This window comes from Oleidesulfovibrio sp. (assembly GCF_047973035.1).
Taxonomy (GTDB): Bacteria; Desulfobacterota; Desulfovibrionia; order Desulfovibrionales; family Desulfovibrionaceae; genus Oleidesulfovibrio.
On the sequence record NZ_JBKEBF010000036.1, the window covers coordinates 1 to 24,825 of the forward strand.

A 24,825-nucleotide genomic window follows, 5' to 3' on the forward strand; every position below is an offset into this window, starting at 1 on the left:
AGATGAGTGTTTCAAGTTTTATTGGGTACTTGAAAGGAAAGAGTAGCTTAATGTTGTACGACCAATTTGGCGATCTTAAGTTTAAATACCGGAATCGCGAGTTTTGGTGCCGTGGATATTACGTAGATACAGTTGGAAAAAATAAGGCAAAGATACAAGATTACATTAGGCACCAACTTGAGCATGATAAGCTTGGTGATCAATTATCTCTTCCATATTCTGGAAACCCGTTTACGGGTCGCAAGTAACAAAGATGCAGATGCCAGACGAACGTGCGCCTGCTAGGGCGCTGCTAGTAAGAAAGCCTTATAGGCGCATATGAAGAACCCCCAGCTATGCTGGGGGGTACCTTTTATAGCTTCCAGTAATAAGTTACGCCGTTAGTTTGCCTTTCAGCCAGTCTTGTACGGCTTCTTCAGGCGGGCAGTCCGGAATGCCTGTGACGCAGGTTATCCCTGCTGACTGAAGTTGCTTATCCATGCCGGCTGCAAGGCCGCCTGTAATCAGCACGTTCACACCGTGTTCAGTCAGCCATGCGGGCAACGTAGTGCTGTCTTCCGGTGCGGGCACAGTCTGTTGATTGCTGATTGTTCCCTGTGAAACATCAGCTTCTGCCAGCAGAACGTGTTCACAATATCCTGCATGGCGGCAAAGTTCACCGCCTGCCATGGTTACTGCAACTTTGACGGAACCGGTAACCTCCGGGGTATCGGTGCTGTCGTTGTCAGACAGTGCCAGCACTTCGCGGACCACGTTCATCACTACATTTGCCGCTGCGGAATCCGGCTTTGCCTGTACAAAGACCAGCCCTTTGTCGCCGGAGCGGACAACCTGCGGGTCAAGCGGTACTGCTCCCAGAAACGGAATTTCCATTTCCTGTGCCAGATCTTCGCCGCCACCTTTGCCGAACAGTTCTTCCAGATGTCCGCACTGCGAGCAGGCAATGCCGCTCATGTTTTCCACCAGACCGAGCACGGGATTACCAAGGTCGCGGCAGAATGATATTGAACGCCGGACGTCATCAATTGCGACAGCCTGAGGGGTGGTGACAATCAGGCCCTTAGCTTCCGGTCCCAGCAGCTGCATGACGGAAAGCGGCTCATCGCCGGTGCCGGGGGGGCAGTCTGCAATCAGGTAATCAAGGTCGCCCCAGACCACATCAGACAGCAGCTGCCTGATAAAGCCCATTTTAACGGGGCCGCGCCAGACTACAGCCTGTTCCATGTCCGGCAGCAGAAAGCCAAGAGACATGACGGAAAGATTGCCGCTCCAGCGTACGGGTTCGATATAGTCTTTTTCGATGGTAACGCGGGCGTTATGCAACCCGAGCAGTCTGGGAACGCTGGGACCATGCACGTCCACATCGATCAGCCCCACCCGCTTGCCTGCAAGGGCAAGCCCCGCAGCCAGATTCACTGCAAAGGTGGATTTGCCTACGCCGCCTTTGCCGGACATGACCACAACCTTATGGCGGATCCGGCGCAGCGTACGCTGCAGGCGCATTTCTTCCATATTTAGTTCTTGCATATTCTATCCTGATATTAAGCCTGAAAGGCCGTGGGAATTGTTGTATGAAGGCTTCTGCAGCCGTGATGGACGAATTGCAGATGGTGCCGCAGCTTCGTGTGGTAGACAACAAAAAAGTGCCCGCAGGCATTTTAACGCTTTGCGGGCACTGGAAAGTTGCTCAGTTAGCTGCTTTTTTTGGCTTTTACCGCTTCGCGAATCCAGTCATACCAGTTTTCCAGTCCCTCGCCGGAACGGCAGGAAACAGGCAGGAATTTAAGTTCCTTATTAAGATGTGTCGCAAAACGGTGGGCGCGGTCTACGTCAAAATCGACATAGGGCAAAAGGTCTGTCTTGTTCAGCACCATTGCTGCAGAAAGGTTGAACAGCAGCGGGTATTTTTCCGGCTTGTCGTCGCCTTCCGTAACGCTGAGCAAGGCGACTTTAAAATCTTCGCCGCAGTCAAATTCCACAGGGCACACAAGGTTGCCTACGTTTTCGATAAAAAGAATGTCTGTGGCGTTCAGATCAAAATGACTTACAGCGTCCAGAACCATGGCGCTGTTCAGGTGGCAGCCGCCGTCGGTATTAATCTGAACAGCTTTTGCGCCGGTTGCGGCAACGCGCTTCGCATCGTTGGAGGTTTGCAGGTCGCCTTCTACAACGGCCATGACAAATTCGTCTTTCAGGTCGGTCAGAGTGCGTTCCAGCAGGCTTGTCTTGCCTGCACCGGGAGAGCTGATGAGGTTAAGTACCAACAGGTCGCTTTCTGCAAACAGTTTGCGCAACTCGGCGGCGGTTTGTTCGTTTGCTTCCAGAATGTTGCGGATTACAGGGATTTCCATACCAGTTCCTTATTCTGCTTCGATGTGATCGACGAACAGTTCACGCCCCGTGAGCACTTCGTGTGCAAATTCGCGTCCGCACTTGGGGCAGGGCATGTACACAATGTCGTCATGTTCGGGTGTGAACTCGTTACCGCACCCGCCGCACGCAACGGTCAGAGGTACCTCTACCAGTTCAAGCCGTGCGCCTTGCAGGCCGGCTTCCATAGAAGTTGCCTCAAAACCCATTTGCAGGGCTTCGGGTACGATATTTGTCAGCCTGCCGTAGCGTACCCGTACCATGAGCAGACGGGTGGCGCCATGTTTGGCCATTTCCTCCTTGACGATGCCTATAAGGCTAGCGGCGATAGACATTTCATGCATGCATGTTACGTAAATGAAAAGAAACACGGCGTAAAGTGGGGTTATGATATTCAGGGTTTGCATGCTGAGCGATGTTGCGTGTATGGTTAAGCGCGATGAAACAAGTAGCCATGCGCTTTTCGTTACGGGTGTGGTTTGCCGGTGGCGTGACGTACCGGATATGCAGCAAAAAATTGTAGACCAAGGACGGTACCGTGAGGCTCGATAATTATCTGGGAGTGTACTCTACAGTTGAAAGTGCCCCGTTTTCTGCAGGCAGGCCTGGCAAACCCGCGTCACGCAAGCGCTATTGGAGTGTCTGGGAGAACGATGCCCGATCCGTCACAATACAGGCACTTACCGGTAGTCTGGAAGCCGATGGCGAACCTCGAGTGATTGCCCGTTCCGAGCTGGAAGGTCGCTATATGCACGAGCCGGGCCTTACTGCCATGTTGCCGGAGCAAGGGGGCTTCAGCTCTGAGTCTCAGCTTAAGGCCGAAGTTGATGACGATGATTCTCCTTTTGTCGGTCCTTCTGCCGCGCCGGAGATAATCGATGATAAGAAGCCGGCCAAGCTTGATCTCGATGACGGCCTGCTTGAATACGCAGAGGAAACAGAAAATGCCGCCCGTATGGACTTTGCATTTGCACTGACGTATTTGCGCAGGGGTGATAAAGAAAGAGCTGTGGAACTGTTTAAAAGCCTTGCGGCTGCTGATGAGCGTTATGTGCCCCAGCATCGTCATATGTTTACAGACTTTGGCATCAATCTTCGCAAAAGCGGATTGCCCGAGATTGCAATTTTGCATCATGAACGTGCGTTGCAGTTGACTCCTGCTGACGACCATATTCATTTCAATATTGCCAGAGCGCATTATGATATGGGAGATATGCAGAGCGCATTGCACCATATAGAAGCGTCGCTGCAGTTGAACCCGCAGCTTAAAGCTTCTCAGCGTTTTAAAAAGCATATTTTAACTAAACGATAAAACAGGCCGCCAGGCCATATTTCCATCGGAGTACCAGTTATGAACCGTATTATTGCCATGCTCATTCTGGGGGTGCTGCTCACCGCCATGGTGCTTATTGTGGCAAACTATATGTCGCGCCCCGACATGCCCGAAAATTATGTGCAGGAAGCACCTGTTCCCTCGCAGGCTATTCCTGCACCGCAGGAAGAAGCAAAACCGGAAGAAAGTGACTTGCGCAGCATGTTGCAAAAGCCTGTTCCTGCTCCGCAGGAAGCTCCCGAAGCAGTTGACGGCGGGCTACCTCAGCCCGAACCTGTTGCTCCCGGCGCAGGACAAGACTCGACGCAGCAGAATGCCAGTGTCCCTGTACCGCCTGTTGTTACCCAACCTGTTCCGGAAATGGGTAAGCAGCCTGAAAAGCAGCCCGAGCCTGTACAGATGCCTGTGGAAAAAGCGCCTGAAGAAGTGGCAGCTAAAAATGCCGAAGCAGAAAAGCCTGTCGCTCCTCCTGTGTCCAAACCTGCACCTGAAGCGGGCAAAAAAGTGCAGAAGCCCGCAACCTCCGGCGTACTGGTCATGGAGGCTGCAGGGTTCCGTTTTGACGGTAGCAAGCTGATTTTTTATGTTAAAGGTTCAAACTCCTTCACACACAAAATGTTTACGCTGGCAAAGCCTGACAGACTGGTTGTAGATGTTAAGGGTGCGTGGAAAGGCGTAAAAACTCCCGCCACGCCCTCAAACCGTATTGTTAAGGCAACCAGATCCGGCGTGTATAAGGAGTATGTCCGCTTTGTTCTCGATCTGAAGACTCCGCTGTCTTCTTACTCTGCAAAAATGCAGGGAAATGAGCTTGTAATTATTATGAATTAGCTCTGTTGATTGTTTTTTGAGAGCATAAGCAGACAAGCACCTGCACACTTTTTGTTGTGCAGGTGCTTTTTTGTTATTTTTACTTAGAGTTATGCTGTGGAAGTTTTGAAAATGTAGAATTTTATACATTGCTATTTGCAAAGTGAAGCTGATTAGATTATAACTATGAGTAATTGTTACTATTTGCAATCTAATAGAGGTAAAGTGTTTTGCGTCTCAGGGGGCCTTATGACGTTGCAGGAAAAACTGAATGCTCTGAATGGAAAGTTGGAGAGTGAACTTCCGGCCGAAATTATAGCGGTAATGGGGGCTGCTACTGTGGAAATTCGTTTGTCGGATATTCAGCGTAATGCGTTAAAAATGGGTGATACCGCGCCGTTATTCGGGTTGAAAGACATGAACGGCGAGGTGGTTAACCTTGTGGATAAACTTTTTGAGGGGCCGCTGCTGATCAGTTTTTTCCGTGGCAACTGGTGTCCGTATTGTATCGAAGAATTGCGGGCTCTTAACCGCTATTACTCTCTGGTGCATGATGCGGGTGCTTCAATTGTCGGGATAACGTCGCAGCAGCCGAGGTTTAACCAGAAACTTGCTAAAGACGAAGGCATACAGTTCGATCTGCTTACGGATGTTGCCTGTAAGCTCATGAAAGGGTTTGGCATTGTGTACCAGCTTCCAACTGCCATTAAACGACTTTACGGACATTTTGGCATTGATCTGGAACGCTATAATGGAGCATCGGGCTGGCACCTGCCTCTTACCTCAAGATTTGTCATAGGCAGCGATGCAAAAATTCTGTGCGCCCATATTGATATAGACTACAGCGAACGCACAGAGCCCAAGCATACTATCGATGTTTTGTTGAAAGCGCTGAGGACTAAGCGGAACTAAGCTGTAAATGGGGTTACGCGCACAACAACGCCGTGAGCACGAAAAAGAGAGTATATAATGATGCCCCGACAGTGTTACTGATACTGTCGGGGCATCATTATATCTGGTTGGCAGAGGTTTCACTAAAGTTGTGCTGCCGGAGAAGCTGCCAGCTACTCTGCGTCAAAACCGATTTTTACGATAGCATTTTTGATGACCTGAGTGTCCACAGGGGAGGTGGCGTTCGCATCTTCCCAGCTTGCTTCACCCTTTTCCAAGTCCACGTTCACATTTTTCAGGCCCTCGATGGAAGAAAGCGCATTAGTGACGGAGGTTTTGCAATGGTTGCAGGACATTCCTTTTACTTTGACTTTAGGCATAACGCCTCCTGTGGGTTGCCTGTCGCAAATGTGATTAAATGGCGACAGTAGTACTGGAAAAACATGCTGCGACTAATTGTTAGCATCGATATTTGCTTTTGCGTTCAGAATGAGTATGGTATTTTGAGAATTGATGTCAACAAGGAGATAGCTCATGACCGACGCACATAAATTATCTTCAGTTTCACATGCGGGCACTTCTTCATCAAGTGAAATCCCGAAAGCTGACGCTATCACGATCAGTCAGATACGTATGCCTGTGAAGGGCATGACGTGCGCGGTATGCGCAGGGCGTATTGAAAAGGTTGTGGGCGCGATGCCCGGCGTACAGTCTGTGAGCGTTAATCTTGCTTCTGAAATTATGGATGTTCGCTGGAGTCCGGATGCTCTTGATCTTGGGGAGATAACCAGACAGGTCGGCGAGTTGGGGTTTGAAGCCGTTGCTCCGGCAATGGAAGAAGAGCAGGAGTCTGTTCTTCGCTTTTCTATCGGCGGAATGACGTGCGCTGTCTGCTCCGGACGTATTGAACGTGTTGTCGGCGGGATGGAAGGTGTAGAGTCGGCAACAGTAAGCCTGCCCGGCGAAAGTGCCACTATTGTACCCGTGGCTGGGGTAGCACACCGTGAGCTAGTTGAGCAGATTATAGCCAGAATTACCGAACTCGGGTTTACCGCTGAATATGTTAAGCCTGAGGCCGCGGATGATGCTCATGCCATGTGGGAAAAACAGAAAGAAGAAAGTCTGGCCAGACTTGCAGAGATGCGGGCCAGATTGATTCCGGCTTTTTGTTTTGCTTTGCCGCTTTTTATTATTTCGATGGGTGAAATGGTCGGTTTGCCCATGCCTTCATGGCTTTCTCCGCACTCCGCGCCTGTTAATTTCGCTTTGGTTCAGCTGGCGCTGGTTTTACCTGTTATGTGGTCGGGGCGTCACTTCTATCGTATCGGCATCAAAAATCTGATCAATGGCGGGCCGAATATGGACTCGCTGATTGCGGTGGGTACCGGCGCAGCTTTTATATACAGCTTGTGGAATACCATCGAAATCGTGCTTGGCGTAGATGTGATGCAGCGGGTGATGGATTTGTATTATGAATCTGCTGCTGTGATTATTGCTTTGATTTCGCTAGGTAAATATTTCGAAGTCCGCTCACGGGTGCGCACATCTGATGCGATTCGTGGTTTGATGGAGCTTACGCCTGATACGGCGCTGCTTGTCACGCCCGAGGGGAACAAGCATGTTCCCGTGGCGGAAGTGCACCGCGGTGATGTTCTGCTGGTACGCCCCGGCGACAGAATCCCTGTTGACGGCAGAGTGGCAAGTGGCTCTTCCAGCGTGGATGAGTCCATGCTGACAGGCGAAAGTATGCCTGTGACCAAGGGTGAAGGCGACAACGTTGCAGGAGGGACCATTAACGGTGCGGGAACCTTTACCATGCGTGCAGAACGTGTGGGGGCAGATACCGTTCTGGCCCGGATTATCCGTCTGGTGCAGGATGCACAAGGTTCTAAAGCCCCCATTGCAAACCTTGCAGACAGGGTTTCGCTATATTTTGTTCCTGTCGTTATGGTGCTGGCCGTCGCTTCCGGCTTAGCGTGGTATGTATTCAGTGATGCCGGTTTTGCTTTTTCGCTACGTATTTTCATTGCTGTGCTCGTTATCGCCTGTCCTTGCGCCATGGGACTTGCAACTCCCACTTCAATAATGGTGGGAACCGGTAGAGGCGCGCAACTTGGCGTTCTGATAAAAAGCGGTACCGCTCTGGAAGCTGCGGGCAGAGTTCAGGCGCTTGTTTTTGATAAAACAGGAACACTTACAGAAGGTAAGCCGGTTCTGGAAGATATCACTTTGACAGGCACGGGAGATGCGGATGCCGCAATGCTTGTACAGCTTGCTGCCTCTCTTGAGGCTGTTTCGGAGCATCCGCTTGCTGCGGCAATAGTAGAGGGTGCCCGCAGGCGTGAACTGGCGCTTTTACCCGTTGAAAACGTAACTGTTACACCAGGCCGCGGGCTCCAGGGCGATGTGCTTGCGCCCGGAAAAGAGCAGAGAGTAGCCATCGGCAACCTTGCCTATATGCGTGAAAGTCGAGCGCAGGCTGAATGGGCAACGGTTGAAGCTGTAATGCAGCAATATGCCGAGCAGGGTAAAACGCCGCTTCTGCTTTCAGTAGAAGGTGCTGTTGCTGGCGTCCTTGCGGTAGCTGATCCTTTAAAAGAAAATGCACCTTCTGTGGTCAGCAGGCTTAAAGACATGGGGATTCATGTGGTTATGCTGACGGGCGATAACGTAACTACAGCCCGCGCGGTAGCTGCCAGAACAGGCATTGATGAAGTGGTTGCCGAGGTTATGCCTGATGAAAAAGACAGTAAAGTAGCTGCGCTGCAGGAGCAGGGATACACTGTGGGCATGGTCGGGGACGGTATTAATGATGCTCCGGCACTGGCTCGGGCTGATGTGGGAATTGCCATGGGTACCGGCATTGATGTTGCCGTTGAGGCTGGCGATGTTGTGCTGATGAAAGGGGATCTGGAAGGCGTGCTTACAGCGCTGGCACTTTCCCGTGCTACAGTGCGTAATATCAAGCAGAACCTTTTCTGGGCATTTGGCTACAACGTGCTGGGTATTCCTGTGGCTATGGGACTGCTTTACGCCGTGTTTAATGGCCCGACTTTGTCTCCCATGCTTGCAGGTGCAGCTATGGCCATGAGCTCTGTTTCCGTTGTCAGTAACGCTTTGAGGTTGCGCTTCTTTAACATTAAGTAAGTCACACGGCTTCGGTTTATTATGCGGCTGGCAACCTGTTGCCGGTGAACATGGTGCTGAACATACGATAAGGCGGGAGCGGCTTGATTGCTGCTGCCGCCTTTATTCGTGCATCTGGGGAAAAAGCTATAGTCACGTCTGCGGTAGGCCACGGGAAGGGAAGCCCGACAGGAATATGCCTGAACTCAAATGAAATGATAAGGAGAACACCGGAACCGGATCGTAAAGATATGGTGCCTGAATGACTAGTCAGGCGAAAGGCTGCTGTGTTTTAAGAGAAGCTGTGAAGAGAGGACGTGCGGACAGAGTTAATAATTCTGAATGTACGCGTCCAGATTTTCAGCAGTGCAGTTTTTGCTTACCCAGAACGCTGCCGCCCAGACAGAAAGGGCCGTAGCCTGTGTATCGTCCAGCCTGCGCAGTTTGGCTTCCAGAGAAGCTTTACCGGCACCGTGCTTTGTGTGCAGCATGTTCAGCTCGCACGCATCCTGTACGCGCAACATAAGGTAATCAAGGCGGGTCTGCTCCGGAGTCAGGCGCAGGTCTTTGTGTGCTTCCACAATCGTTTTCAGCTCCGGCGGGGTGAACTGGCTTTTGATTGCGGAAATCGCCCTGAAAAAAGTATCAACTGCCCACGGCAAAATAAATTCAGCTCCGGCACTTTTCGTGCGGAAGTAGTCTTTCAGCCATTTTTCCTGATCGCCGGAAATTCTGGCGGCTACCTGTGGCATTGTGTACCCCCCTTGGATGTGTACTCCAGCTTGCCCCGGAGGGTTTTCCGGTTTTTAGATAGTACAAAAAGGATACCTTGCTCCGTGGTATAGTTCAAGACTTTTTCTAGAGGTTGTACTGAATTTAATAAGGGCGAAGACTTCAGTCTTCGCCCATGAATACTGGAACACAATGACAGGCTGCTTGTATTAAAGGAATATATCACCCTCTAATACTGCATTGTCAGGGATATACGCCTTGCCGCCGGCTGCTATGATAGTTGTGTCGCCTTTGATGACAACGTTTGCGCCAAAGCTGACATCACCTTTTACTGTCAGGCTTCTGCATTCTTTAAGCGAAGGCGGTCCGAAGGGGACACGTTCGCGTAATTTATCGTAATGGTCGTAATACGCGTCGTCCAGCGTCACCTGCGGAGTGGGGTTCTTGCATTCGGGACTGAAGCTGACCGCACCTTCGTTAAGCTCGAAGCAATCAGACATTACAGCCAGCAGGTCTGAACATTTTTTAACAGGGATAAATCTGTCTCGGTTAATGACCACAGCCTTTGCGCCGGGGAACATTGAAATGCCTGCTCCCATAGCCGTTTCAATCTGCCATACAGGCTCGGACTGCTTGTCACGCGGGTTTACTGTTTTAGGGTTCAGTATCACCGGCAGGCGAAGCAGGCCTTCCTGCTCTATCCGCGTTTTCAGCGCCAGCAAGTCCACCCAGAGGTTGTTGGTATTAAACAGGCCGTAGCGGGTGATATCCTGAAACGCTTCAACTTCATCCGGCGGGCACTGGGCAAGTTCGCGCAGAACCATGCCACCGTCGCGGTGTATCGCCAGATGGCCTCCCTTGCGGTCTGATTTCGTTCTGGGAGCCACCTCCATAATGAAGGGAATCTCCTCTTCTGCCATGTAGCCGAGTATACCCATCTCAAGTGTTGCACCCAGATTGTCAGAGTTTGACACAAAGGCATAACGTTTGCCCTGTGCGAGCAGGTCGTTCAGAACTCCTGACGTGACAAGCGAAGCATACAGGTCGCCGTGTCCCGGCGGGTTCCATTCCTGACTGGGGTCTTCGGGGTAGGATGCAGGCTGTAATGTTTTGCGGGAAACTTTGGGGAACTTGTGTTGCACAAAGCACAGCGGGGTGCACTGGCGGCAGTCTTCTTCCTGAATCTTTTTCAGTTCATCCAACGTGTCCTGATGCGTGCTGAAGCTGTTCATCAGCGCAAGAGGCAACGGCCCGCCGCACTGCTTCTGCTGCAGCAAAGCCTGTTGCATGATTATATCCAGAAAGCGTAGCTCTCCGTAAATAGGTATCAGCGACTTGGCGTGCGTCATGCCCATGCTGGTGCCCAGCCCGCCGTTAAGCTTGATGACAACCGTATTACGAGATGCCGCAAGGCCTGCTTCGCGGTATTCTGCAAGAGAGTCTACATGCTGCAGATCGGCTGCTGCTACAGGGAGCAGTTCATGCTCATAAATGTACCCTGTATGATTCTGTGTTACTTCAACGTAGTAACTGCGGAACAGCCTGATCAAATCTTCAGAAAGGCCATGGGCGCGCATTTTTTGCGCAAAAGCCGTAAAGTTTTCTGTTTCGATATCTGTCATAGTCTGGGAACGTGGCGAAATATTTACTGTCATTGAATCGGCAGTGGATGCCCACATGGACATTGCAAGCTCCATTATGTTGATGTCAAAAAAAGGGTGCCCATCCCGAAGGGCATAGTGCCTGATTCTATGACAGCAGGACAAATATGCCAGTATATTTTTTGTTTCAGGAGCAAAGAATATCGGATTTTTTGGTAAAAAAGTGCATCAAAAGATATATTATATTGATCTTATGAAGAAAATGCAAAGGATAGAATAGTATTGGATCGTTGGCAGGGGGCCTTTGTCTGGATGCGTGGGATTGTATGTTTATTAAACAGGTTGGCTGAATAGAAGACGTATTGCGGCCTGCTAGGAGTCTTCTTGTGTCAGGCGCTCAATCAGAACTGTGCCGTTGGTAAGCTCAATAAGCGCAGCTTCTAGTTTTTCGGCATGTTCCACAGGCAATTCAAGCGTGAAAGCGGCATCTGCACCGAATTCTTCGGCCTTAATCATCGCTTCAAACTCGTTCAGCATTCTTTTGAAAACTGTAATATGCGAGTATTCCATGATGACAGAATACCTGACGGGAATAATTTTTTCCCGCACAGGCAAAGACTCCAGCCCCAGATTGACCATGCCGCCATAAGCTCGCACCAACCCGCCTGTACCTAATTTGATCCCGCCGAAATACCGCGTTACCACCACTGCAAGTTCGCCGACACCGCCGTGCAGAAGCACATTGAGCATGGGACGCCCCGCAGTGCCGTGGGGTTCGCCGTCATCGCTCATACCTACACGTGCTGTATCCCCGGGGGGGCCGCACATATATGCCCAGCAGTTATGCGTTGCATCAGGGTGTTTGGCGCGTATGCTGTCGATGAAGGCTTTCGCGGCTTCAACCGTATCAGTGTGTGCCATATAGGTGATAAAAAGGCTGCGTTTGATGGTATCCTGCACAGTATGAAAAGGCACAGCCGGTATGGGATAGCGTTGGTTCATGATGTTGGTGCCTACTCCGTGTCAGCCGGACGGTCAAGCTGCGGTGGCGTATCAGTCTTTTTTTGCAGGATTTGACGCAGGCACTGCAAGCGGGTAGGTAGCGGCTCAAGCTGGCTCTTTGTTTTCGGGCCGGACGACACTTCATACAGTTACATATGTCAAAAATACTTATCATAGCAGAAAAGCCTTCCGTTGCGCGTGAAATTGCCCCTCTGGTAGGAGCGGGTTCCAGACGTGACGGCTTCCTTGAAGGGGCGGAATACATAGTCAGCTGGGCCGTGGGGCATCTTGTGAATATTGCGGAGCCCGAGGAACAGGACCCTGCATGGGGTGGGCGCTGGGCGCTGGAACAGTTGCCCATGATTCCGCAAAAATTCAAGCTGACCGTACTCAATGAGGCCCGAAAGCAGTTTGAAGTAGTACGCAGGCTTATGCACCGTGAAGATGTGGGCGAAGTCGTGAATGCCACTGACGCCGGTCGCGAAGGTGAGCTTATTTTCCGGCGTATTCAGCTGCATGCAGAGTGTGACAAGCCCGTACGGCGCATGTGGGCTAACGACATGACAGAAGAAGGGTTGCGGCGGAGCCTTTCAAAACTGCTGAAAGACGCAGCTAAGCGGAATCTCGGTCTTGCAGCTTTTGCCCGAGCCGAAGCCGATTGGCTTATCGGTATGAATCTGTCGCGTCTGTTTACCCTGAAAGCCAATTCATTAATTTCAGTTGGTCGTGTGCAGACGCCTGTACTCAAGCTTATCTGTGACCGGCGTGACGAGATAGAAAATTTCATTCCCGCAGACTTTTGGACAGTAGAGGCTTGCTTCGGCAAAAATCCCCCGAAAATTGTTTCTGCTGTAGGTACGGCAGATTCTGATGCTTGCAAACAGGAAAGTGCCGGAGGGGCGGTTGATGTTGCGCTGAGTACCTCTGCCCTCCCGCAGACAGATGGCGGGGCTGTCGGGGCACATGCTTCGGCCTCCGACGGGCAGGATACTTCGGGTGTTACTGAGGCTGCAAATACGAATAATGCACAGCCGCTGCAGGATGCGCCCACTGCCGTTGCAGCTTCTGATGATTCCGGTAACGCTTCATCCAAAGCAGCAGAAACTGAATCTGCAGACTCTCAGGAAGATACGTTTCGCGCAGTCTGGTATCTGCCGCCGGACTTCAAGGAAACACGCCTTGAAGCCCAAAGCGATGCAGATGCTGTTATCAGCCGGTGTCAGGGGCAAGCGGGTGTTGTGGATAAAGTGGAAAGCCGCAAGGGAACGCAGCAACCTCCCTTGCCGTTTGACCTGACAACCTTGCAGCGCGAGGCAAACTCCCGTTTCGGTTATTCTGCCAAAGAAACCCTTGCCATTGCGCAGGCGTTATACGAACAGCGCAAACTTATCACGTATCCACGTACTGATTCACGCTATCTGACCAAAGACCTGTTTAAAGAAGTGCTCAAGCATTTTCGGGCTATTTATAAGTTGTATCCAGAAGAAACTGTACCTGCAGTTGAACGAGTCAAAGCGGCTAAAAAATTTGCATGCGTAAACGACAAGAAAGTAACCGATCACCACGCTATCATTCCCACAGCGGCACAGGGCAGACCGGAAAGTCTGACTGAGCAGGAACGGAATGTGTATGACATGGTCTGCCGTCGTTTTATTGCTGCTTTCAGTGCACCGGCGGAATTCGGGGCCTCTACCGTTACGGTGAAAGTGGCTGACGACGTGTTTATTGCACGCGGTAAGGTGTTTAAAAGCATCGGCTGGCTGGCTGTGGAACCGTGGCGTACTGCAGAAGACAACCCCTTGCCGTCTTTGCGCAAAGGTGCCCGTTTGCACGTGCATGAGGTAACTACTGCCAAGCGGCAGACCAAAGCGCCGGCCCATTTTACTGATGCTTCTTTGCTTGCTGCTATGGAAACTGCCGGTAAGCTGGTGGATGACGAAGAGCTGCGTAATGCAATGAAAGAGCGCGGGCTGGGAACACCTGCTACGCGTGCGCAGATAATCGAAACCCTGCTTTCGCGTGGCTACGTTGAAAAGAAGGGGAAAAAGCTTATTGCCACAGATGCTGGAATGCAGGCAGTTGCGCTTGTTTCATCCATGTTGCCCGATATTGCATCGCCGGAACTGACAGGACAATGGGAAAAAAAGCTGAAGGATATTGAAGCAGGAGAACATACCTACCCGCAGTTTATGCATGATATCCGTGTGATGCTGGCGGGAAGCGTGCAGCGTATCAAACCGCGTAATGTTAAAAGTATTCTGGTGGAAACCGCTGCGCGTCTTGCCTCGCGCGAACTGGACGGCAAGTGCCCGCTTTGCGGCGCAGAAGTGGAAGAGCGCGACAAGGGGTTCGGATGCAGCAAGTGGCGGCGCTCTGACGGCGGATGTCCGTTTATGATCTGGAAGACTGTAATGGGTGCAACCCTTGATGCGGAGCTGGTACGCCAGCTTCTGGAAAAAGGATGTACAGATAACGAGCTGGAGCTGACTTCCAAGAGCGGGAATACCTTTAGTGCCAAATTGAAGCTGGAGCAGGGGCGCGTGAGACCTGCTTTTAGCAGTAACGGCTCAGGCGGCTCTGCCCCCCGGTCGGCAGGACTTGATATGCATGATCCTGCGGAAAATCCTTTTCTGGCAGAGGACAATCCTTTTCCGCCGGATATGCCCTGATACATTTATCCTGCTGATTCTTAATGCTTATATGAGGCAACGCAGTCGGCTACTGCGTTGCCTTTTTGTTTTCTGTCAGGGCCGGATTGGGTCTGTATGATTTAATACGTTTGTCTGGATGACGTTATTGCTTTTTTATTTAAATGTGTTACGTGTTATTTGGTTTTTGCTTCTGCTCAGGGGCTAAAAAAAATAAAAAAAGTACTTTACAAAAACTTTCAGTATCCGTATTAGGAATCATTACTGATTGAGAGCGGGGCTTCCCGCACAGAATATAAAACTTAAAAATCAAGAAAACAGGAGCATTGTAATGTCCAAGACCATGGAAAACTTGATGGCTGCTTTTGCTGGTGAATCTCAGGCTAACCGTAAGTACCTTGCATTTGCCAAGCAGGCAGAAAAAGAAGGTCATCATCAGGTTGCAAAGCTGTTCCGTGCAGCTGCTGACGCTGAAACCATTCATGCTCATGGCCACCTGCGCAACGCGGGTAAAATTGGTACCACTGTAGAAAACCTGAAGGCTGCCATCGAAGGCGAAACCTACGAGTTTGAAAAAATGTACCCCGTCATGATTGCAGAAGCAGAAGCAGAAGGCGAAAAGGTTGCTGCTCGTTACTTCGGTTTTGCCAATCAGGCGGAAGAAGTTCACGCCAACCTGTACAAGAAGATGCTGGAAGCAATCGAAAGCCCCGTTGAAGTGGACTACTACAACTGTTCCGTTTGCGGTTACACCCACGAAGGGCCTTTCGAAGGCGATAAGTGCCCTGTGTGCAGCGCCGCTGCCAAGGCTTTCTACAAAGTGGATTAATATCCACACTTGTTAAGATTATTGATCAGCTGGTTACGGGCCGGAAGCAATACGCTTCCGGCCCGTTTTTTACTCGTTAAAATGGACTAGTTCCGTTGCAGCGTGGATGTATAAGTTTCATAATCAGACAATTTGCCATTTGGCTGGACTGACTGATTTAAACAGTACTAAGCGCCGTGTGTCACGGCTAATAGTCTTTGTTTTTTTGCCGATAAGAGAATTTAGGACTTTGGTGTGTTACGGGATACAGACTTGCGAGACTGAAACTTGCCCTGTGGCTGTCATCCCAAGTGCAATAGATCATTTATAAGAATTATTGGGGGGCTTATGACTATCAAAGTTAAGCTGATTGCAGGGCTTGGAACTCTTGTTGTTCTTTCGATTCTTCTCGGGGGCGGGGGCTTGCTGGCTTTGCGCCAGAGCGAAGCAGATCTGGCTCATCTTATTGATGGGCAGGTGCGCCTGAACGATGCTGCAGATGCCATTCGCTATATTGCAGCTCAGCACAGGCGTTATGAAAAGGACCTCTTTTTAAACATCGGTAACCAGAAGAAACAGGAAGGGTATTTGAAACGCTTCAGAGAAGAAGCGGCCAATTTGCAGGAAACTATCAATAAACTTGACGCTGTTATTAAGATTGTACCCGAACTGGAAGAAAAACGCGGTGTTGTTTCAGCATTGCGGACCTCACACCAGAATTATGTAACAGACTTCGAAGAACTGGCGCAAAGGGCTATTGCAGACCCGTCTATTACTCCTCAGCAAGCGAATAAGCTTTTCGGCTCTGCAAAAGAGTATATTTATACTCTTGAAGAATCCACAGACTCCATAGTTAAGTTTGCTTCTGCCGGGATGAATGATTTCATTGAAGAGATCGTATGGCATAATAAAATGCTCAGCATGGCAATGCTTGGCTTGACTATATTTGTTGCGGTGTTTGGCTTTGCCGCGGCTCGATGGATTTTTGTGTCGGTAGAAAAGCCCCTTGGCGCGATTATAGACCATACAGGGCAAGTTGCCGCAGGCAAGCTTGATCATCGTAGTGAGTTTCGTTTTACCGGAGAAATGAAAACTCTGTTTATTGCCATTGAAGCGATGGTAGCCTCCATCAGAGAGCGTATTCTTCATAACCAGGCCATAATTAACGGCATTCCTGACCCTATCGTCGTTACAGATGAAAATCGCGTGATTACCTCCGTTAACGCTGCTGCGCAGTCTTTGCTGGGAACCGGCAATAAGCCGCTTGCCGATCAGCCGCTCAGAAGTTGCCTGAACGAGAATTTTTATACCGGAGAACCTCCTATTGAAACTCTTGCCCGTACCGGAAGCGCAAATCATGCGTTGACGTTTGCGCGGCAACACGAGGGTAAAGAATACTTTTACCACTCCCGCGCCGTCGGCCTGCTTGACCATTCCGGCAAAGTGTATGGTTATATGGAAGTTCTTCAGGACATTACCGCTGTTAAAAGGGGCGAGCTGGATGCCGTGCGTCAATCAGAACATCTTGCCGGTATCGCCCAGCAGGCAGAAGGCATTGCCGCCAACCTTGCAGGTGCGGCGGGCATTTTGGAAGAGCAGGTAGCGGAAGCGGCACTGGGTGCCCAGCAGCAACAGCAGCGGAGCTCAGAATCTGCCACCGCTATGGAAGAAATGAATGCCACTGTGCGTGAAGTGGCCCAGAATGCATCTGATACTCATACCATGACAGAAGATGTGCGTGGGCGGGCAACGCGTGGTTCCGAACTGGTGGACGGGGTTGTTACCGCTGTTAACGGCCTGGAAAGTCATTCCCGTGAATTGCGGCAGGAAATGGAACAGCTGGGCCGTAGAGCTGCGGAAACAGGGCAGGTACTGGGAGTGATTTCTGACATTGCAGACCAGACAAACCTGCTGGCGCTCAACGCCGCTATCGAGGCTGCCCGTGCCGGTGATGCGGGACGAGGCTTTGCCGTTGTTGCTGATGAAGTCCGCAAGCTGGCAGAAAAAACCATGCAGGCCACCAAAGAAGTGGAAGATGTTATCAAAGGGATTCAGCTGTCAACAGAGCGGAGCGTTCAGGCGACAGAAGTTGCTGTGAAGTCCGTTGCAGAAAGCCGCGAACTTGCAGGCGAAGCCGGAAGAATGCTGCATGAAATCGTCAGCTCCGTGCATGCTGCCAGCGATCAGGTAAACTCCATTGCAACAGCGGCAGAAGAACAGTCCGCCACCAGTGATGAGATAAACAGAGTCATCATGGAAGTGAACGAGATATCTGATGCAACAGCCGTGCGCATGGCAGAAGCGGAAAAAGCTGTCAGGGATCTTTCCGAAGAGGCAATAGCCTTGAGCAAGCTTATTGATTCAATGCGCAGCAATACGTAGTTGTTCGCTAAAACATTGTGCTCTGCGCCGCCTTTTTGTACTAGAGGGCGGCGCAGAGAAAAATTCAGTGCAGCATAAGCTGCTTTTTTTATAAAAAGCGTTGTTGCGCCGTGTGTTATTCCTGCCTGTTTTTGAGTCGTAGCTTTTTTAAAAAATATATCTGTTTTTTTGATAAAGAAGGTATGAGTATTCTCTCTGCCGCCCCTTGCGTGCTGCCGGTGTTTGCGTCACTCTTTCGCTTCGGCACACCTGCACCATTTTACCTTAAGGAGATGGTTCCGTGCGATACCGCAACATGACCATGCTTCTGGAAGACCTTGAACGTCACGGTCATCTTATCCGTGTCGATGCAGAGGTTGACCCGCATCTTGAAGTGGCTTCTATTCAGCGTCGTGCATACCGTACCGGCGCGCCCGCCATGCTGTTTACCCGCGTAAAGGGAACGCAGTTTCCGATGGTTGCCAACCTGTTCGGCACCATGGGCCGTACACGTTTTATTTTCCGCTCTTCGTTGCGGGCTCTTGAAGGGCTTTTCAAGCTTAAAGTTGATCCTTTTGACTTCTTCAAGCATCCGTGGCGATATGCTGGTGTTCCCCGTGCGTTGTTCAGCGCCATGCCGCGTACAGTAAAAAAAGGCTCCGTGCTGGAAAATACCACTACCGTCAGCAAGCTTCCGCAGCTTGTTTCGTGGCCGAACGATGGCGGCGGCTATGTGACTCTGCCGCAGGTATATACCGAAAGTCCTGAATACCCGGGCTACATGCAGTCCAACATCGGTATGTACCGGGTTCAGTTGACCGGAAAGCATTACGAAAAAGATAAAGAAGTGGGCCTGCATTATCAGATTCATCGTGGTATCGGCTATCATCACGCGCAGGCTTTGCGTATGGGCGAACCGCTTAAAGTGAATGTTTTTGTAGGCGGCCCGCCGGCCATGACGCTGGCAGCAGTTATGCCGTTGCCCGAAGGAATCCCCGAAGTGGTATTTGCCGGTGCACTTGCAGGCTTCCGTATGCCTATGGTGCGTCCGCAGGGCGAACTGCCCGTTCTTGCCGAAGCTGACTTCTGCATCAGCGGTACTGTCATGCCCTACCAGAAGCCGGAAGGGCCTTTCGGCGACCACCTTGGCTACTACAGCCTTGAGCATGACTTCCCCGTACTGCGCGTGGATAAGGTTTGGCACCGGACAGGTGCGGTATGGCCTTTTACCACTGTCGGTCGTCCTCCGCAGGAGGATACTGTCTTCGGAGACTTTATCCACGAACTGACAGCCGACATGGTGCCGCAGGTGTTCAGCGGCGTACACGAAATTCAGGCCGTGGATGCGGCGGGTGTTCATCCGCTTCTGCTTGCCATCGGCAGTGAACGTTATGTTCCGTGGGCGGAACACCGTCAGCCTCAGGAGCTTATCACCTGCGGTATGGCACTGCTCGGCAATACGCAGACTTCACTTTCCAAGTATGTGATGATTGCTGCCAAAGAAGATGCTCCGGCTCTGACTACGCACAGCTATGATGATTTCTTCAAGCATATGCTTGAGCGTACGGATTTTGAACGCGACTTGCACTTTATTACCCGTACCACCATTGATACGCTGGACTACACAGGCATCAGCCTGAATCAGGGCTCCAAGCTGGTATGGGCTGCCTGTGGTGAAAAGAAGAGAGCGCTTGCGCAGAATATTCCCGCAGACCTTACCCTGCCCGAAGGCTTCAGCGATGCACGCCTGTTCAGGCGGGGTATTGTTGTGATTAAAGGCCCTGTACACACCGCAGCACGTGATGAACATGACGAAGCCATGTTCCGTCTTGCAGAGCATCTGGGTGGTATCAGCGGACTGGAAGGTACTCCTCTGTACGTGGTTGTGGATGATTCAGCCTTTACTGTTAAGGATTGGGCTAACTTTCTGTGGGTAACCTTTACCCGCTCTGACCCTGCAACGGACATGTACGGCGCAGGAGCCTTTACCCATTGCAAGCACTGGGGTTGCAAGGGCCCTCTGCTTATCGATGCACGGCTTAAGTCTTTCCATGCTCCGGCATTGGAAACAGACCCCGAAGTGGAACGCCGAGTGGATGAGCTTGGCGCGCCCGGCGGACCTCTGCATGGGTTTGTCTAGCGGGTATGAGCAGCATAAACATAAAGCGGGAGCATCAGATGATGCTCCCGCTTTTTTTGTGATGATAGCCGAAAGGGTTTCGGTCTGGATCCCGCGAAAAAGAACGGTTGTAGCTGCAATGCTGTACCACTGCAGGCTTCGATGCTTTATGGGGGCAGTCTCGCACGTCGCTTTCTTAAGAGAGCGTTTGTTGTGCCTTATAAGCCTGACTCGTAAACATTGTGTTGCCCTTGGGCTGATATCTGACGGTGTACCTGACCTTATCGTCCGTAATTCTTAAACAAGCGGACGGGAGGCTGCTTTATCAATTACCCACGTCAGTCTGCCGGTCACCGGTGAGACATGCTGAATGGGCAACACACTGGGCTCAAGCAGGTCGAGCGCCTTGGAAAGCATAGGGTATTTGTTGCTGCCGCTAGCCATGGCAACGACGCAACGGGCGTTGTTTATGACAGGTAACGTTAAAGTAAGGCGCGTGCTGTGCAGCGAAGGCACATACTGGTCAATGACCAGTTTTTCGCGTTCTTCCAGCCCTGTTGAACCGGGGAAAAGTGAAGCCGTATGCCCGTCTTCTCCGGCACCAAGCAGCAGACAGTCGAAACGGGGTAATTGTCCCGGTGCCAGTTCAAACTGTGTCCGCAGAAGTTGCTCATAGGCTTCTGCCGCCTTTTCAGGGTGATATTCGCCTTTCATGCGATAGAACTTTGTGGCGGAAACTTTATGCAGCAGCTCGTCACGTGCTACGCGGTAGTTGCTTTGCTCGTGGTCGGGGTCTACGCAGCGCTCGTCTACCCAGTAAAAGCTTACTTTGCCCCACGGAATGCGGTCTGCATACTCAGGGCTGGCAAGCAGGCGGAAAAGCGGAACTGGTGTGTTACCGCCGGAAAGGGCAAGTGTGAATGCATCCCTTGTGGCAATGGCCTTGGAGCATTCTTCTATGATGATTTCAGCCGTCTGTCGGGCCATGGCATCGGGGTCAGAAGTGATAAAAAGAGATATATGCTTTTGCTGAGTCATGATTACCCCCGTGGTAGAATTTACAGTGTGCGTTCTGCCAAGGCAGGGCACCTTTTGCTATGATGCCACACCCGCGTTTGCTTTGGAATATATGCTGCTACACTCAGGTTGAGATAACCTGATGTACGCGTTGTTTTGTGCGAAAGTTATGAATAAAAAAGGGGTCTTGCGACCCCCGGTATTTTTTATGCCTGTCAGCCGATGCGCTCTACTGAAGCGTAGTGCGGTTCATGCAGGGGAATGATGATGTCTGCCATTTCCTTGACTTGCAGCATAATGTTGTAAGCCCGTTCGGGGCTTGTGCATGTGCCGGGAGGAATAACGTCCATCTCCATGCCTTTTACCGCAGCGGGTGGATTCAGGTTTTCATCAATGATGCAAAATCCTGTGATGGCCACTTTGCCTTCTGCCGTATCGATGACAATGGTCATGCCGCCTTCGGTATGAGCAGGTGTGTGTACGGCTCGGATGCCGGGCACAATTTCTTTTTCCGCTTCGGTTATGGTATTTATCTGGCCGTTTTCTTCCACTTCTTCGATGTAGTCTTCCAGATAGCGGAAATCCAGCGGATGCGGGTTGTGAATATGCTCCAGCTCTTTTTCATGCACCCATATCTGCGCATTGGAACATTTACTGTCGTTTTCACAGTGATCGTTATGCAGGTGGGTATGGATGATGATGTGGATATCCTCAGGCGTAAGGCCATGCTTTGCCAGACCTTCTTCAAAGGTCACTATCGGGCCGCCCAGCGCTTTTTCGCGGTCATCCGATTTGATGGGGTGCATCTCACCGGTATCAATCAGAATGTTTTTATCGCCACCCTTTACCAACCAGCTGTAAATGGGAATGGTGTAAGGCTCGCCGTAATTTTGCTGATACGTCATCATACCTTTGTCAAAAACTTTTGATCCTACAACCATCGGGTGGATTGAGTATGTCATTTCTGGCTCCTTGCCTGAAAATTTCATGCGCGGTGGCCTTCTGTGGCGGGACAGCGAATGTTCGCAGACGGGTCGCAGAGGGAACGCCGCAAGGCTGATGCCGTAAAAACTATCGGGATAGTAGTGGAAATGATTTTTGCTGTTTCCGCTGTTTTTTATCCGTACGGCATCCAGACAACTGTGCGTTAAGACAATAGTAATCATAAAACGTTCAGCGGCAAGTCGCAAACCATACCTGTATAGTCTGCTTTGTCTTCGCAACATTCCGGCTATCCTCGCAGCATTACGAAAAACTTGTCGTGCTTCTCTCTATAATAGCAAGCTTATGCTTCGGGCGGCATTCTGTAGGCTGGCGTTTATCGCGCAGCGGAGAGGATGGTTTGTAATGAGAGATTTACGGCTTGCGTATAAAATGGGTTTGGGATTTGCAGTAAGAGTGCTTGAACAGCAGTTTTTCATGCAGGCGCAAGATGCCGTAGCTGATGAAGTGTTTGCGTTGATTGAAAAAATAGATGCGAAAGGCAGGGTGTTGCATGGTCTTGCCGAAACACAGGAGCAGGCAAAAGCCCTGCAGGGCCTTTTGATAACGCTGGAACAATACCGCAAAGCATTTGATGACTATGCGCAGGTGCTTATTGCTCAGCAGGGCCAGCGGGTGCAGATGAATCAGGTGGCGAACTCGGCTGCAGAGCAATGTGAGGCTTTTCATGCAATGGTGTTGGGAATGATGGCAAGGGAAGGCCAGTCTGCAAAAGTGATGATGCTGGCGGCGTTGCTGGTGGCAATCGTTCTCAGCGTAGGCTGTTCGTGGTTTGTTACGCGCGGAGTCACGGTTCCGGTGGCACAAGCATTATCCTTTGCCCGCAGTATTGCAGCAGGCGACCTGAGTGCTTCACTTTCAGTATACGGTAAGGACGAGCTGGGAACACTGGCCCATGCACTTCGTCAGATGGCACATAAGCTGAAAAATATTGTGGGGGATGTTCAGCGTGTATCCCATGAAGTTGCGGCAGGAAGCCATCAGTTGTCTGCTTCCAGCAATGCACTGAGTTCCGGTGCGTCTCAGCAGGCTGCGGCGGTGGAGGAAATATCGTCCAGCGTGGAAGAAATGGCAGCCAACTTCAGCCAGAATGCCGAAAACGCCCGACAGACAGAGGGAATAGCTATACAGGTTTCCCGCCATACCGCAGAAGGCGAACATGCCGTGAGTCAGGCTGTGCAGGCGATGCGCGACATAGCAGAAAAGATCAGCGTGGTGGAAGAAATAGCGCGGCAGACGAATTTACTTGCCCTTAACGCAGCTATTGAGGCGGCACGCGCAGGAGAACACGGGAAAGGTTTTGCCGTAGTTGCAGCAGAGGTACGAAAGCTTGCAGAACGTAGCGGAAAAGCTGCGGCGGAGATTGGTTCCATTACCGGCAGCAGTGTGGCTGTGGCGGATAAGGCAGGCACCATGTTGCGAGATGTAGTGCCGGAAGTACAGCGCACGGCGTCTCTGGTTCAGGAGATTGCAGCGGCAAGCTCGGAACAGGATGCAGGTGCTTCGCAGATCAGTACGTCATTGCAGCAGCTTGATAGCGCTGTACAAAGCAATGCCTCCGCTGCAGAGCAGGTGGCCTCAACCAGCGCACAACTTTCAGGGCAGGCTGAAAGTTTGTTGGAAATCATAGGATTTTTTACTGTGGAAAAGGGCAGATAGTTTCAGAATGTCAGTCGTAGTATAACGTTGCAAACATAGTATCTCTGATTGCAAGCGTGGTGGAGTATGGAGAATAACAAAGACTTACTTGGTGCAGGCCTTTCTATTGGCGGACAGGCTCTTACTTTTTTGCTGGATGACAGCATGTATGCTCTGAGCATTTCCACTGTGCGGGAGATTGTGGACGTAAGCACAATCACAACCATTCCCCGTACACCTGACTTTTTGCGCGGCGTGCTTAATTTGCGCGGCGAGGCTGTTCCGGTTCTTGATCTGCGGCGCAGATTCGGATTGCAGGATTGCTCACTCAGCCCTGATCATTGCGTTATAATCAGCGAGTTGAATACTGACGGCCATAAGGTGACCATAGGCACGCTTGTAGACGCCGTGCGGGAGGTCGTTCAACTGGCAGAAGACGATATCAAGCCCCCGCCGGCAATCGGCATGCCCCTAGATACAGAGTGTATTCGTGGTATCGTCCGGATGAATGGTGACTTTGTGTCGTTACTTGATTTTGAAAAAATCTGCGCCGCCTCCGGCGTTGTAAACGCCATAAAACGTGTGCAGCAGACGAAGCATGATATGGAGGAGGCAGAGGCAGAGGAAAAGTGACTTTCTGCTGAATGACTGTAGTGATAATTTGGCAAACTTGCTGAAATGTCTTCCGTTTTTTCATACTAGTACGCCCCGCGGCTTTAGCCTCGGGGCGTTGTTATATGCAGGATTATCAGTTTTGACCGGCTTTACTCTGAAGTACTGTTATGGCTTGCCGCTGCAGCCTTACGGGCTGTCTTGCCGGGGATAAAAGTTGCTTTAAGAAAAGCAGGATGGAAGAAAAAAAGCGGGTTGCGTACGATGGCGTCCGGTAAAATATGATACCAGCGGTAGCCGCACTCTTTAAAGTAGCGCATGGCTTGAGCCCCGTAACCGGTCTCGCGGGCGGCCAGCATGGCAGCGTCGCGCTGGCAGCGCGAAGATGAAACCGGCCTCAGTAGTCTGGGGTTGTATCCGTAACGGGCCAGCATTGCACGTAGCCGTTTGAATTCTCTGAAACGTGAGAACGCATCAGCCTGACAAAGCACCACACCCCATAGAAAAAGCGCTGCAAGAATAGCAAGAATCCATGCAGGGCCCCATGTCAGCAGCCATTGCCATGAGCCGAGGTGGGGTTCAGTCATTGAGCTTACACTGCGGGCGTGCGCCATCAGCGCTTTAGCTTCTGCGCCTGTAATAAGCGCCAGCAGCGTTACTTTGATGCTTGTCAGATGCGGAAAAGGAGCAGCCTGAACATAGCGGATGAGTTCTTCGGCAAGATTGCGCATCATGGCGTGGTGCGTTCTCCTGTC

21 protein-coding genes and 1 pseudogene are annotated in these 24,825 nt (G+C 51.1%); 12 read left to right on the top strand and 10 right to left on the bottom strand.

Annotated elements, in window-relative coordinates:
* On the top strand, nt 1-248 hold a 248-nt coding region (locus tag ACK5LI_RS11765; protein WP_416949524.1), incomplete at its 5' end, for a transposase.
* A gap of 124 nt (nt 249-372) precedes the next feature.
* Here the strand turns inward: ACK5LI_RS11765 and ACK5LI_RS11770 are convergent.
* The 3 genes from ACK5LI_RS11770 to ACK5LI_RS11780 form a co-directional block, all read right to left on the bottom strand.
* On the bottom strand, nt 373-1,527 hold the full coding sequence (locus ACK5LI_RS11770) for an iron-sulfur cluster carrier protein MrpORP (RefSeq protein WP_416949526.1): 1,155 nt from the start codon (nt 1,525-1,527) through the stop codon (nt 373-375).
* 164 nt (nt 1,528-1,691) lie between these two features.
* Nucleotides 1,692-2,351, bottom strand: a complete 660-nt coding sequence (hypB, locus tag ACK5LI_RS11775; RefSeq protein WP_416949528.1) for a hydrogenase nickel incorporation protein HypB — start codon at nt 2,349-2,351, stop codon at nt 1,692-1,694.
* A 9-nt stretch (nt 2,352-2,360) separates the two neighbouring features.
* Nucleotides 2,361-2,714 (bottom strand): hydrogenase maturation nickel metallochaperone HypA, encoded by a 354-nt coding sequence (locus ACK5LI_RS11780; protein WP_416949530.1) that lies wholly within the window; start codon nt 2,712-2,714, stop codon nt 2,361-2,363.
* 194 nt (nt 2,715-2,908) lie between these two features.
* Here ACK5LI_RS11780 and ACK5LI_RS11785 point away from each other — a divergent pair, with 194 nt between their 5' ends.
* The 3 genes from ACK5LI_RS11785 to ACK5LI_RS11795 all read left to right on the top strand — a co-directional run bounded on the left by ACK5LI_RS11785 (nt 2,909) and on the right by ACK5LI_RS11795 (nt 5,425).
* Complete coding sequence (locus ACK5LI_RS11785; RefSeq protein WP_416949532.1) at nt 2,909-3,682, top strand: tetratricopeptide repeat protein; 774 nt, start codon at nt 2,909-2,911, stop codon at nt 3,680-3,682.
* Between the two features lie 39 nt (nt 3,683-3,721).
* Nucleotides 3,722-4,534: an AMIN domain-containing protein gene (locus ACK5LI_RS11790; protein WP_416949534.1), complete on the top strand. Its 813-nt coding sequence runs from the start codon at nt 3,722-3,724 to the stop codon at nt 4,532-4,534.
* Between the two features lie 228 nt (nt 4,535-4,762).
* Complete coding sequence (locus tag ACK5LI_RS11795) at nt 4,763-5,425, top strand: peroxiredoxin-like family protein (RefSeq protein ID WP_416949536.1); 663 nt, start codon at nt 4,763-4,765, stop codon at nt 5,423-5,425.
* A gap of 152 nt (nt 5,426-5,577) precedes the next feature.
* Here the strand turns inward: ACK5LI_RS11795 and ACK5LI_RS11800 are convergent, their stop codons facing one another.
* Nucleotides 5,578-5,784 (bottom strand): heavy-metal-associated domain-containing protein, encoded by a 207-nt coding sequence (locus ACK5LI_RS11800; RefSeq protein WP_416949538.1) that lies wholly within the window; start codon nt 5,782-5,784, stop codon nt 5,578-5,580.
* Between the two features lie 154 nt (nt 5,785-5,938).
* Here ACK5LI_RS11800 and ACK5LI_RS11805 point away from each other — a divergent pair, with 154 nt between their 5' ends.
* Entirely contained in the window at nt 5,939-8,551 is a 2,613-nt protein-coding gene (locus tag ACK5LI_RS11805) for a heavy metal translocating P-type ATPase (protein ID WP_416949541.1), read from the top strand.
* A 308-nt stretch (nt 8,552-8,859) separates the two neighbouring features.
* Here the strand turns inward: ACK5LI_RS11805 and ACK5LI_RS11810 are convergent, their stop codons facing one another.
* The 3 genes from ACK5LI_RS11810 to ACK5LI_RS11820 all read right to left on the bottom strand — a co-directional run bounded on the left by ACK5LI_RS11810 (nt 8,860) and on the right by ACK5LI_RS11820 (nt 11,865).
* The gene (locus tag ACK5LI_RS11810) at nt 8,860-9,282 is read right to left on the bottom strand and encodes a hypothetical protein (protein WP_416949543.1); all 423 of its coding nucleotides are present in this window, start codon (nt 9,280-9,282) and stop codon (nt 8,860-8,862) included.
* Between the two features lie 189 nt (nt 9,283-9,471).
* Nucleotides 9,472-10,947, bottom strand: coding sequence for a UTP--glucose-1-phosphate uridylyltransferase (locus ACK5LI_RS11815; RefSeq protein WP_416949546.1), 1,476 nt, complete (start codon nt 10,945-10,947; stop codon nt 9,472-9,474).
* A 288-nt stretch (nt 10,948-11,235) separates the two neighbouring features.
* Nucleotides 11,236-11,865 (bottom strand): YigZ family protein, encoded by a 630-nt coding sequence (locus ACK5LI_RS11820; protein ID WP_416949548.1) that lies wholly within the window; start codon nt 11,863-11,865, stop codon nt 11,236-11,238.
* A gap of 155 nt (nt 11,866-12,020) precedes the next feature.
* On the opposite strand from ACK5LI_RS11820, the gene ACK5LI_RS11825 reads away from it, so the two are divergent.
* The 4 genes from ACK5LI_RS11825 (at nt 12,021) to ACK5LI_RS11840 (ending at nt 19,822) form a co-directional block, all read left to right on the top strand.
* The gene (locus tag ACK5LI_RS11825; RefSeq protein WP_416949550.1) at nt 12,021-14,534 is read left to right on the top strand and encodes a DNA topoisomerase; all 2,514 of its coding nucleotides are present in this window, start codon (nt 12,021-12,023) and stop codon (nt 14,532-14,534) included.
* A 310-nt stretch (nt 14,535-14,844) separates the two neighbouring features.
* Complete coding sequence (locus ACK5LI_RS11830; RefSeq protein WP_416949552.1) at nt 14,845-15,342, top strand: rubrerythrin family protein; 498 nt, start codon at nt 14,845-14,847, stop codon at nt 15,340-15,342.
* Nucleotides 15,343-15,669: 327 nt separating this feature from the next.
* Nucleotides 15,670-17,703 (top strand): methyl-accepting chemotaxis protein, encoded by a 2,034-nt coding sequence (locus tag ACK5LI_RS11835; RefSeq protein WP_416949555.1) that lies wholly within the window; start codon nt 15,670-15,672, stop codon nt 17,701-17,703.
* A gap of 280 nt (nt 17,704-17,983) precedes the next feature.
* Entirely contained in the window at nt 17,984-19,822 is a 1,839-nt protein-coding gene (locus ACK5LI_RS11840; RefSeq protein ID WP_416949558.1) for a UbiD family decarboxylase, read from the top strand.
* 276 nt (nt 19,823-20,098) lie between these two features.
* On the opposite strand, the gene pgl is transcribed toward ACK5LI_RS11840, so the two are convergent.
* Nucleotides 20,099-20,839: a 6-phosphogluconolactonase gene (gene pgl, locus ACK5LI_RS11845; RefSeq protein ID WP_416949560.1), complete on the bottom strand. Its 741-nt coding sequence runs from the start codon at nt 20,837-20,839 to the stop codon at nt 20,099-20,101.
* A 194-nt stretch (nt 20,840-21,033) separates the two neighbouring features.
* Nucleotides 21,034-21,780 (bottom strand): N-acyl homoserine lactonase family protein, encoded by a 747-nt coding sequence (locus ACK5LI_RS11850; RefSeq protein ID WP_416949562.1) that lies wholly within the window; start codon nt 21,778-21,780, stop codon nt 21,034-21,036.
* 57 nt (nt 21,781-21,837) lie between these two features.
* Between ACK5LI_RS11850 and ACK5LI_RS11855 the strand changes: the two genes are divergently transcribed.
* From ACK5LI_RS11855 to ACK5LI_RS11865, 3 genes and pseudogenes are all read left to right on the top strand, one after another.
* Complete coding sequence (locus tag ACK5LI_RS11855; RefSeq protein WP_416949564.1) at nt 21,838-21,969, top strand: hypothetical protein; 132 nt, start codon at nt 21,838-21,840, stop codon at nt 21,967-21,969.
* A gap of 223 nt (nt 21,970-22,192) precedes the next feature.
* A pseudogene (locus ACK5LI_RS11860) lies at nt 22,193-23,467 on the top strand (methyl-accepting chemotaxis protein); the annotation flags it as partial.
* Nucleotides 23,468-23,545: 78 nt separating this feature from the next.
* Entirely contained in the window at nt 23,546-24,091 is a 546-nt protein-coding gene (locus ACK5LI_RS11865; protein WP_416949566.1) for a chemotaxis protein CheW, read from the top strand.
* Nucleotides 24,092-24,222: 131 nt separating this feature from the next.
* On the opposite strand, the gene ACK5LI_RS11870 is transcribed toward ACK5LI_RS11865, so the two are convergent.
* Nucleotides 24,223-24,804: a hypothetical protein gene (locus ACK5LI_RS11870; protein WP_416949568.1), complete on the bottom strand. Its 582-nt coding sequence runs from the start codon at nt 24,802-24,804 to the stop codon at nt 24,223-24,225.
* Nucleotides 24,805-24,825 lie beyond the last annotated feature (21 nt).

What these genes read in the sequence shown, in the direction of transcription:
- ACK5LI_RS11770 (WP_416949526.1), bottom strand. Translation starts at nt 1,527, where the DNA reads ATGCAAGAACTAAATATGGAAGAAATGCGCCTGCAGCGTACGCTGCGC.
- hypB (WP_416949528.1), bottom strand. Translation starts at nt 2,351, where the DNA reads ATGGAAATCCCTGTAATCCGCAACATTCTGGAAGCAAACGAACAAACC.
- ACK5LI_RS11780 (WP_416949530.1), bottom strand. Translation starts at nt 2,714, where the DNA reads ATGCATGAAATGTCTATCGCCGCTAGCCTTATAGGCATCGTCAAGGAG.
- ACK5LI_RS11790 (WP_416949534.1), top strand. Translation starts at nt 3,722, where the DNA reads ATGAACCGTATTATTGCCATGCTCATTCTGGGGGTGCTGCTCACCGCC.
- ACK5LI_RS11795 (WP_416949536.1), top strand. Translation starts at nt 4,763, where the DNA reads ATGACGTTGCAGGAAAAACTGAATGCTCTGAATGGAAAGTTGGAGAGT.
- ACK5LI_RS11800 (WP_416949538.1), bottom strand. Translation starts at nt 5,784, where the DNA reads ATGCCTAAAGTCAAAGTAAAAGGAATGTCCTGCAACCATTGCAAAACC.
- ACK5LI_RS11805 (WP_416949541.1), top strand. Translation starts at nt 5,939, where the DNA reads ATGACCGACGCACATAAATTATCTTCAGTTTCACATGCGGGCACTTCT.
- ACK5LI_RS11810 (WP_416949543.1), bottom strand. Translation starts at nt 9,282, where the DNA reads ATGCCACAGGTAGCCGCCAGAATTTCCGGCGATCAGGAAAAATGGCTG.
- ACK5LI_RS11815 (WP_416949546.1), bottom strand. Translation starts at nt 10,947, where the DNA reads ATGTCCATGTGGGCATCCACTGCCGATTCAATGACAGTAAATATTTCG.
- ACK5LI_RS11820 (WP_416949548.1), bottom strand. Translation starts at nt 11,865, where the DNA reads ATGAACCAACGCTATCCCATACCGGCTGTGCCTTTTCATACTGTGCAG.
- ACK5LI_RS11825 (WP_416949550.1), top strand. Translation starts at nt 12,021, where the DNA reads ATGTCAAAAATACTTATCATAGCAGAAAAGCCTTCCGTTGCGCGTGAA.
- ACK5LI_RS11830 (WP_416949552.1), top strand. Translation starts at nt 14,845, where the DNA reads ATGTCCAAGACCATGGAAAACTTGATGGCTGCTTTTGCTGGTGAATCT.
- ACK5LI_RS11835 (WP_416949555.1), top strand. Translation starts at nt 15,670, where the DNA reads ATGACTATCAAAGTTAAGCTGATTGCAGGGCTTGGAACTCTTGTTGTT.
- pgl (WP_416949560.1), bottom strand. Translation starts at nt 20,839, where the DNA reads ATGACTCAGCAAAAGCATATATCTCTTTTTATCACTTCTGACCCCGAT.
- ACK5LI_RS11850 (WP_416949562.1), bottom strand. Translation starts at nt 21,780, where the DNA reads ATGACATACTCAATCCACCCGATGGTTGTAGGATCAAAAGTTTTTGAC.
- ACK5LI_RS11855 (WP_416949564.1), top strand. Translation starts at nt 21,838, where the DNA reads ATGTTCGCAGACGGGTCGCAGAGGGAACGCCGCAAGGCTGATGCCGTA.
- ACK5LI_RS11865 (WP_416949566.1), top strand. Translation starts at nt 23,546, where the DNA reads ATGGAGAATAACAAAGACTTACTTGGTGCAGGCCTTTCTATTGGCGGA.
- ACK5LI_RS11870 (WP_416949568.1), bottom strand. Translation starts at nt 24,804, where the DNA reads ATGATGCGCAATCTTGCCGAAGAACTCATCCGCTATGTTCAGGCTGCT.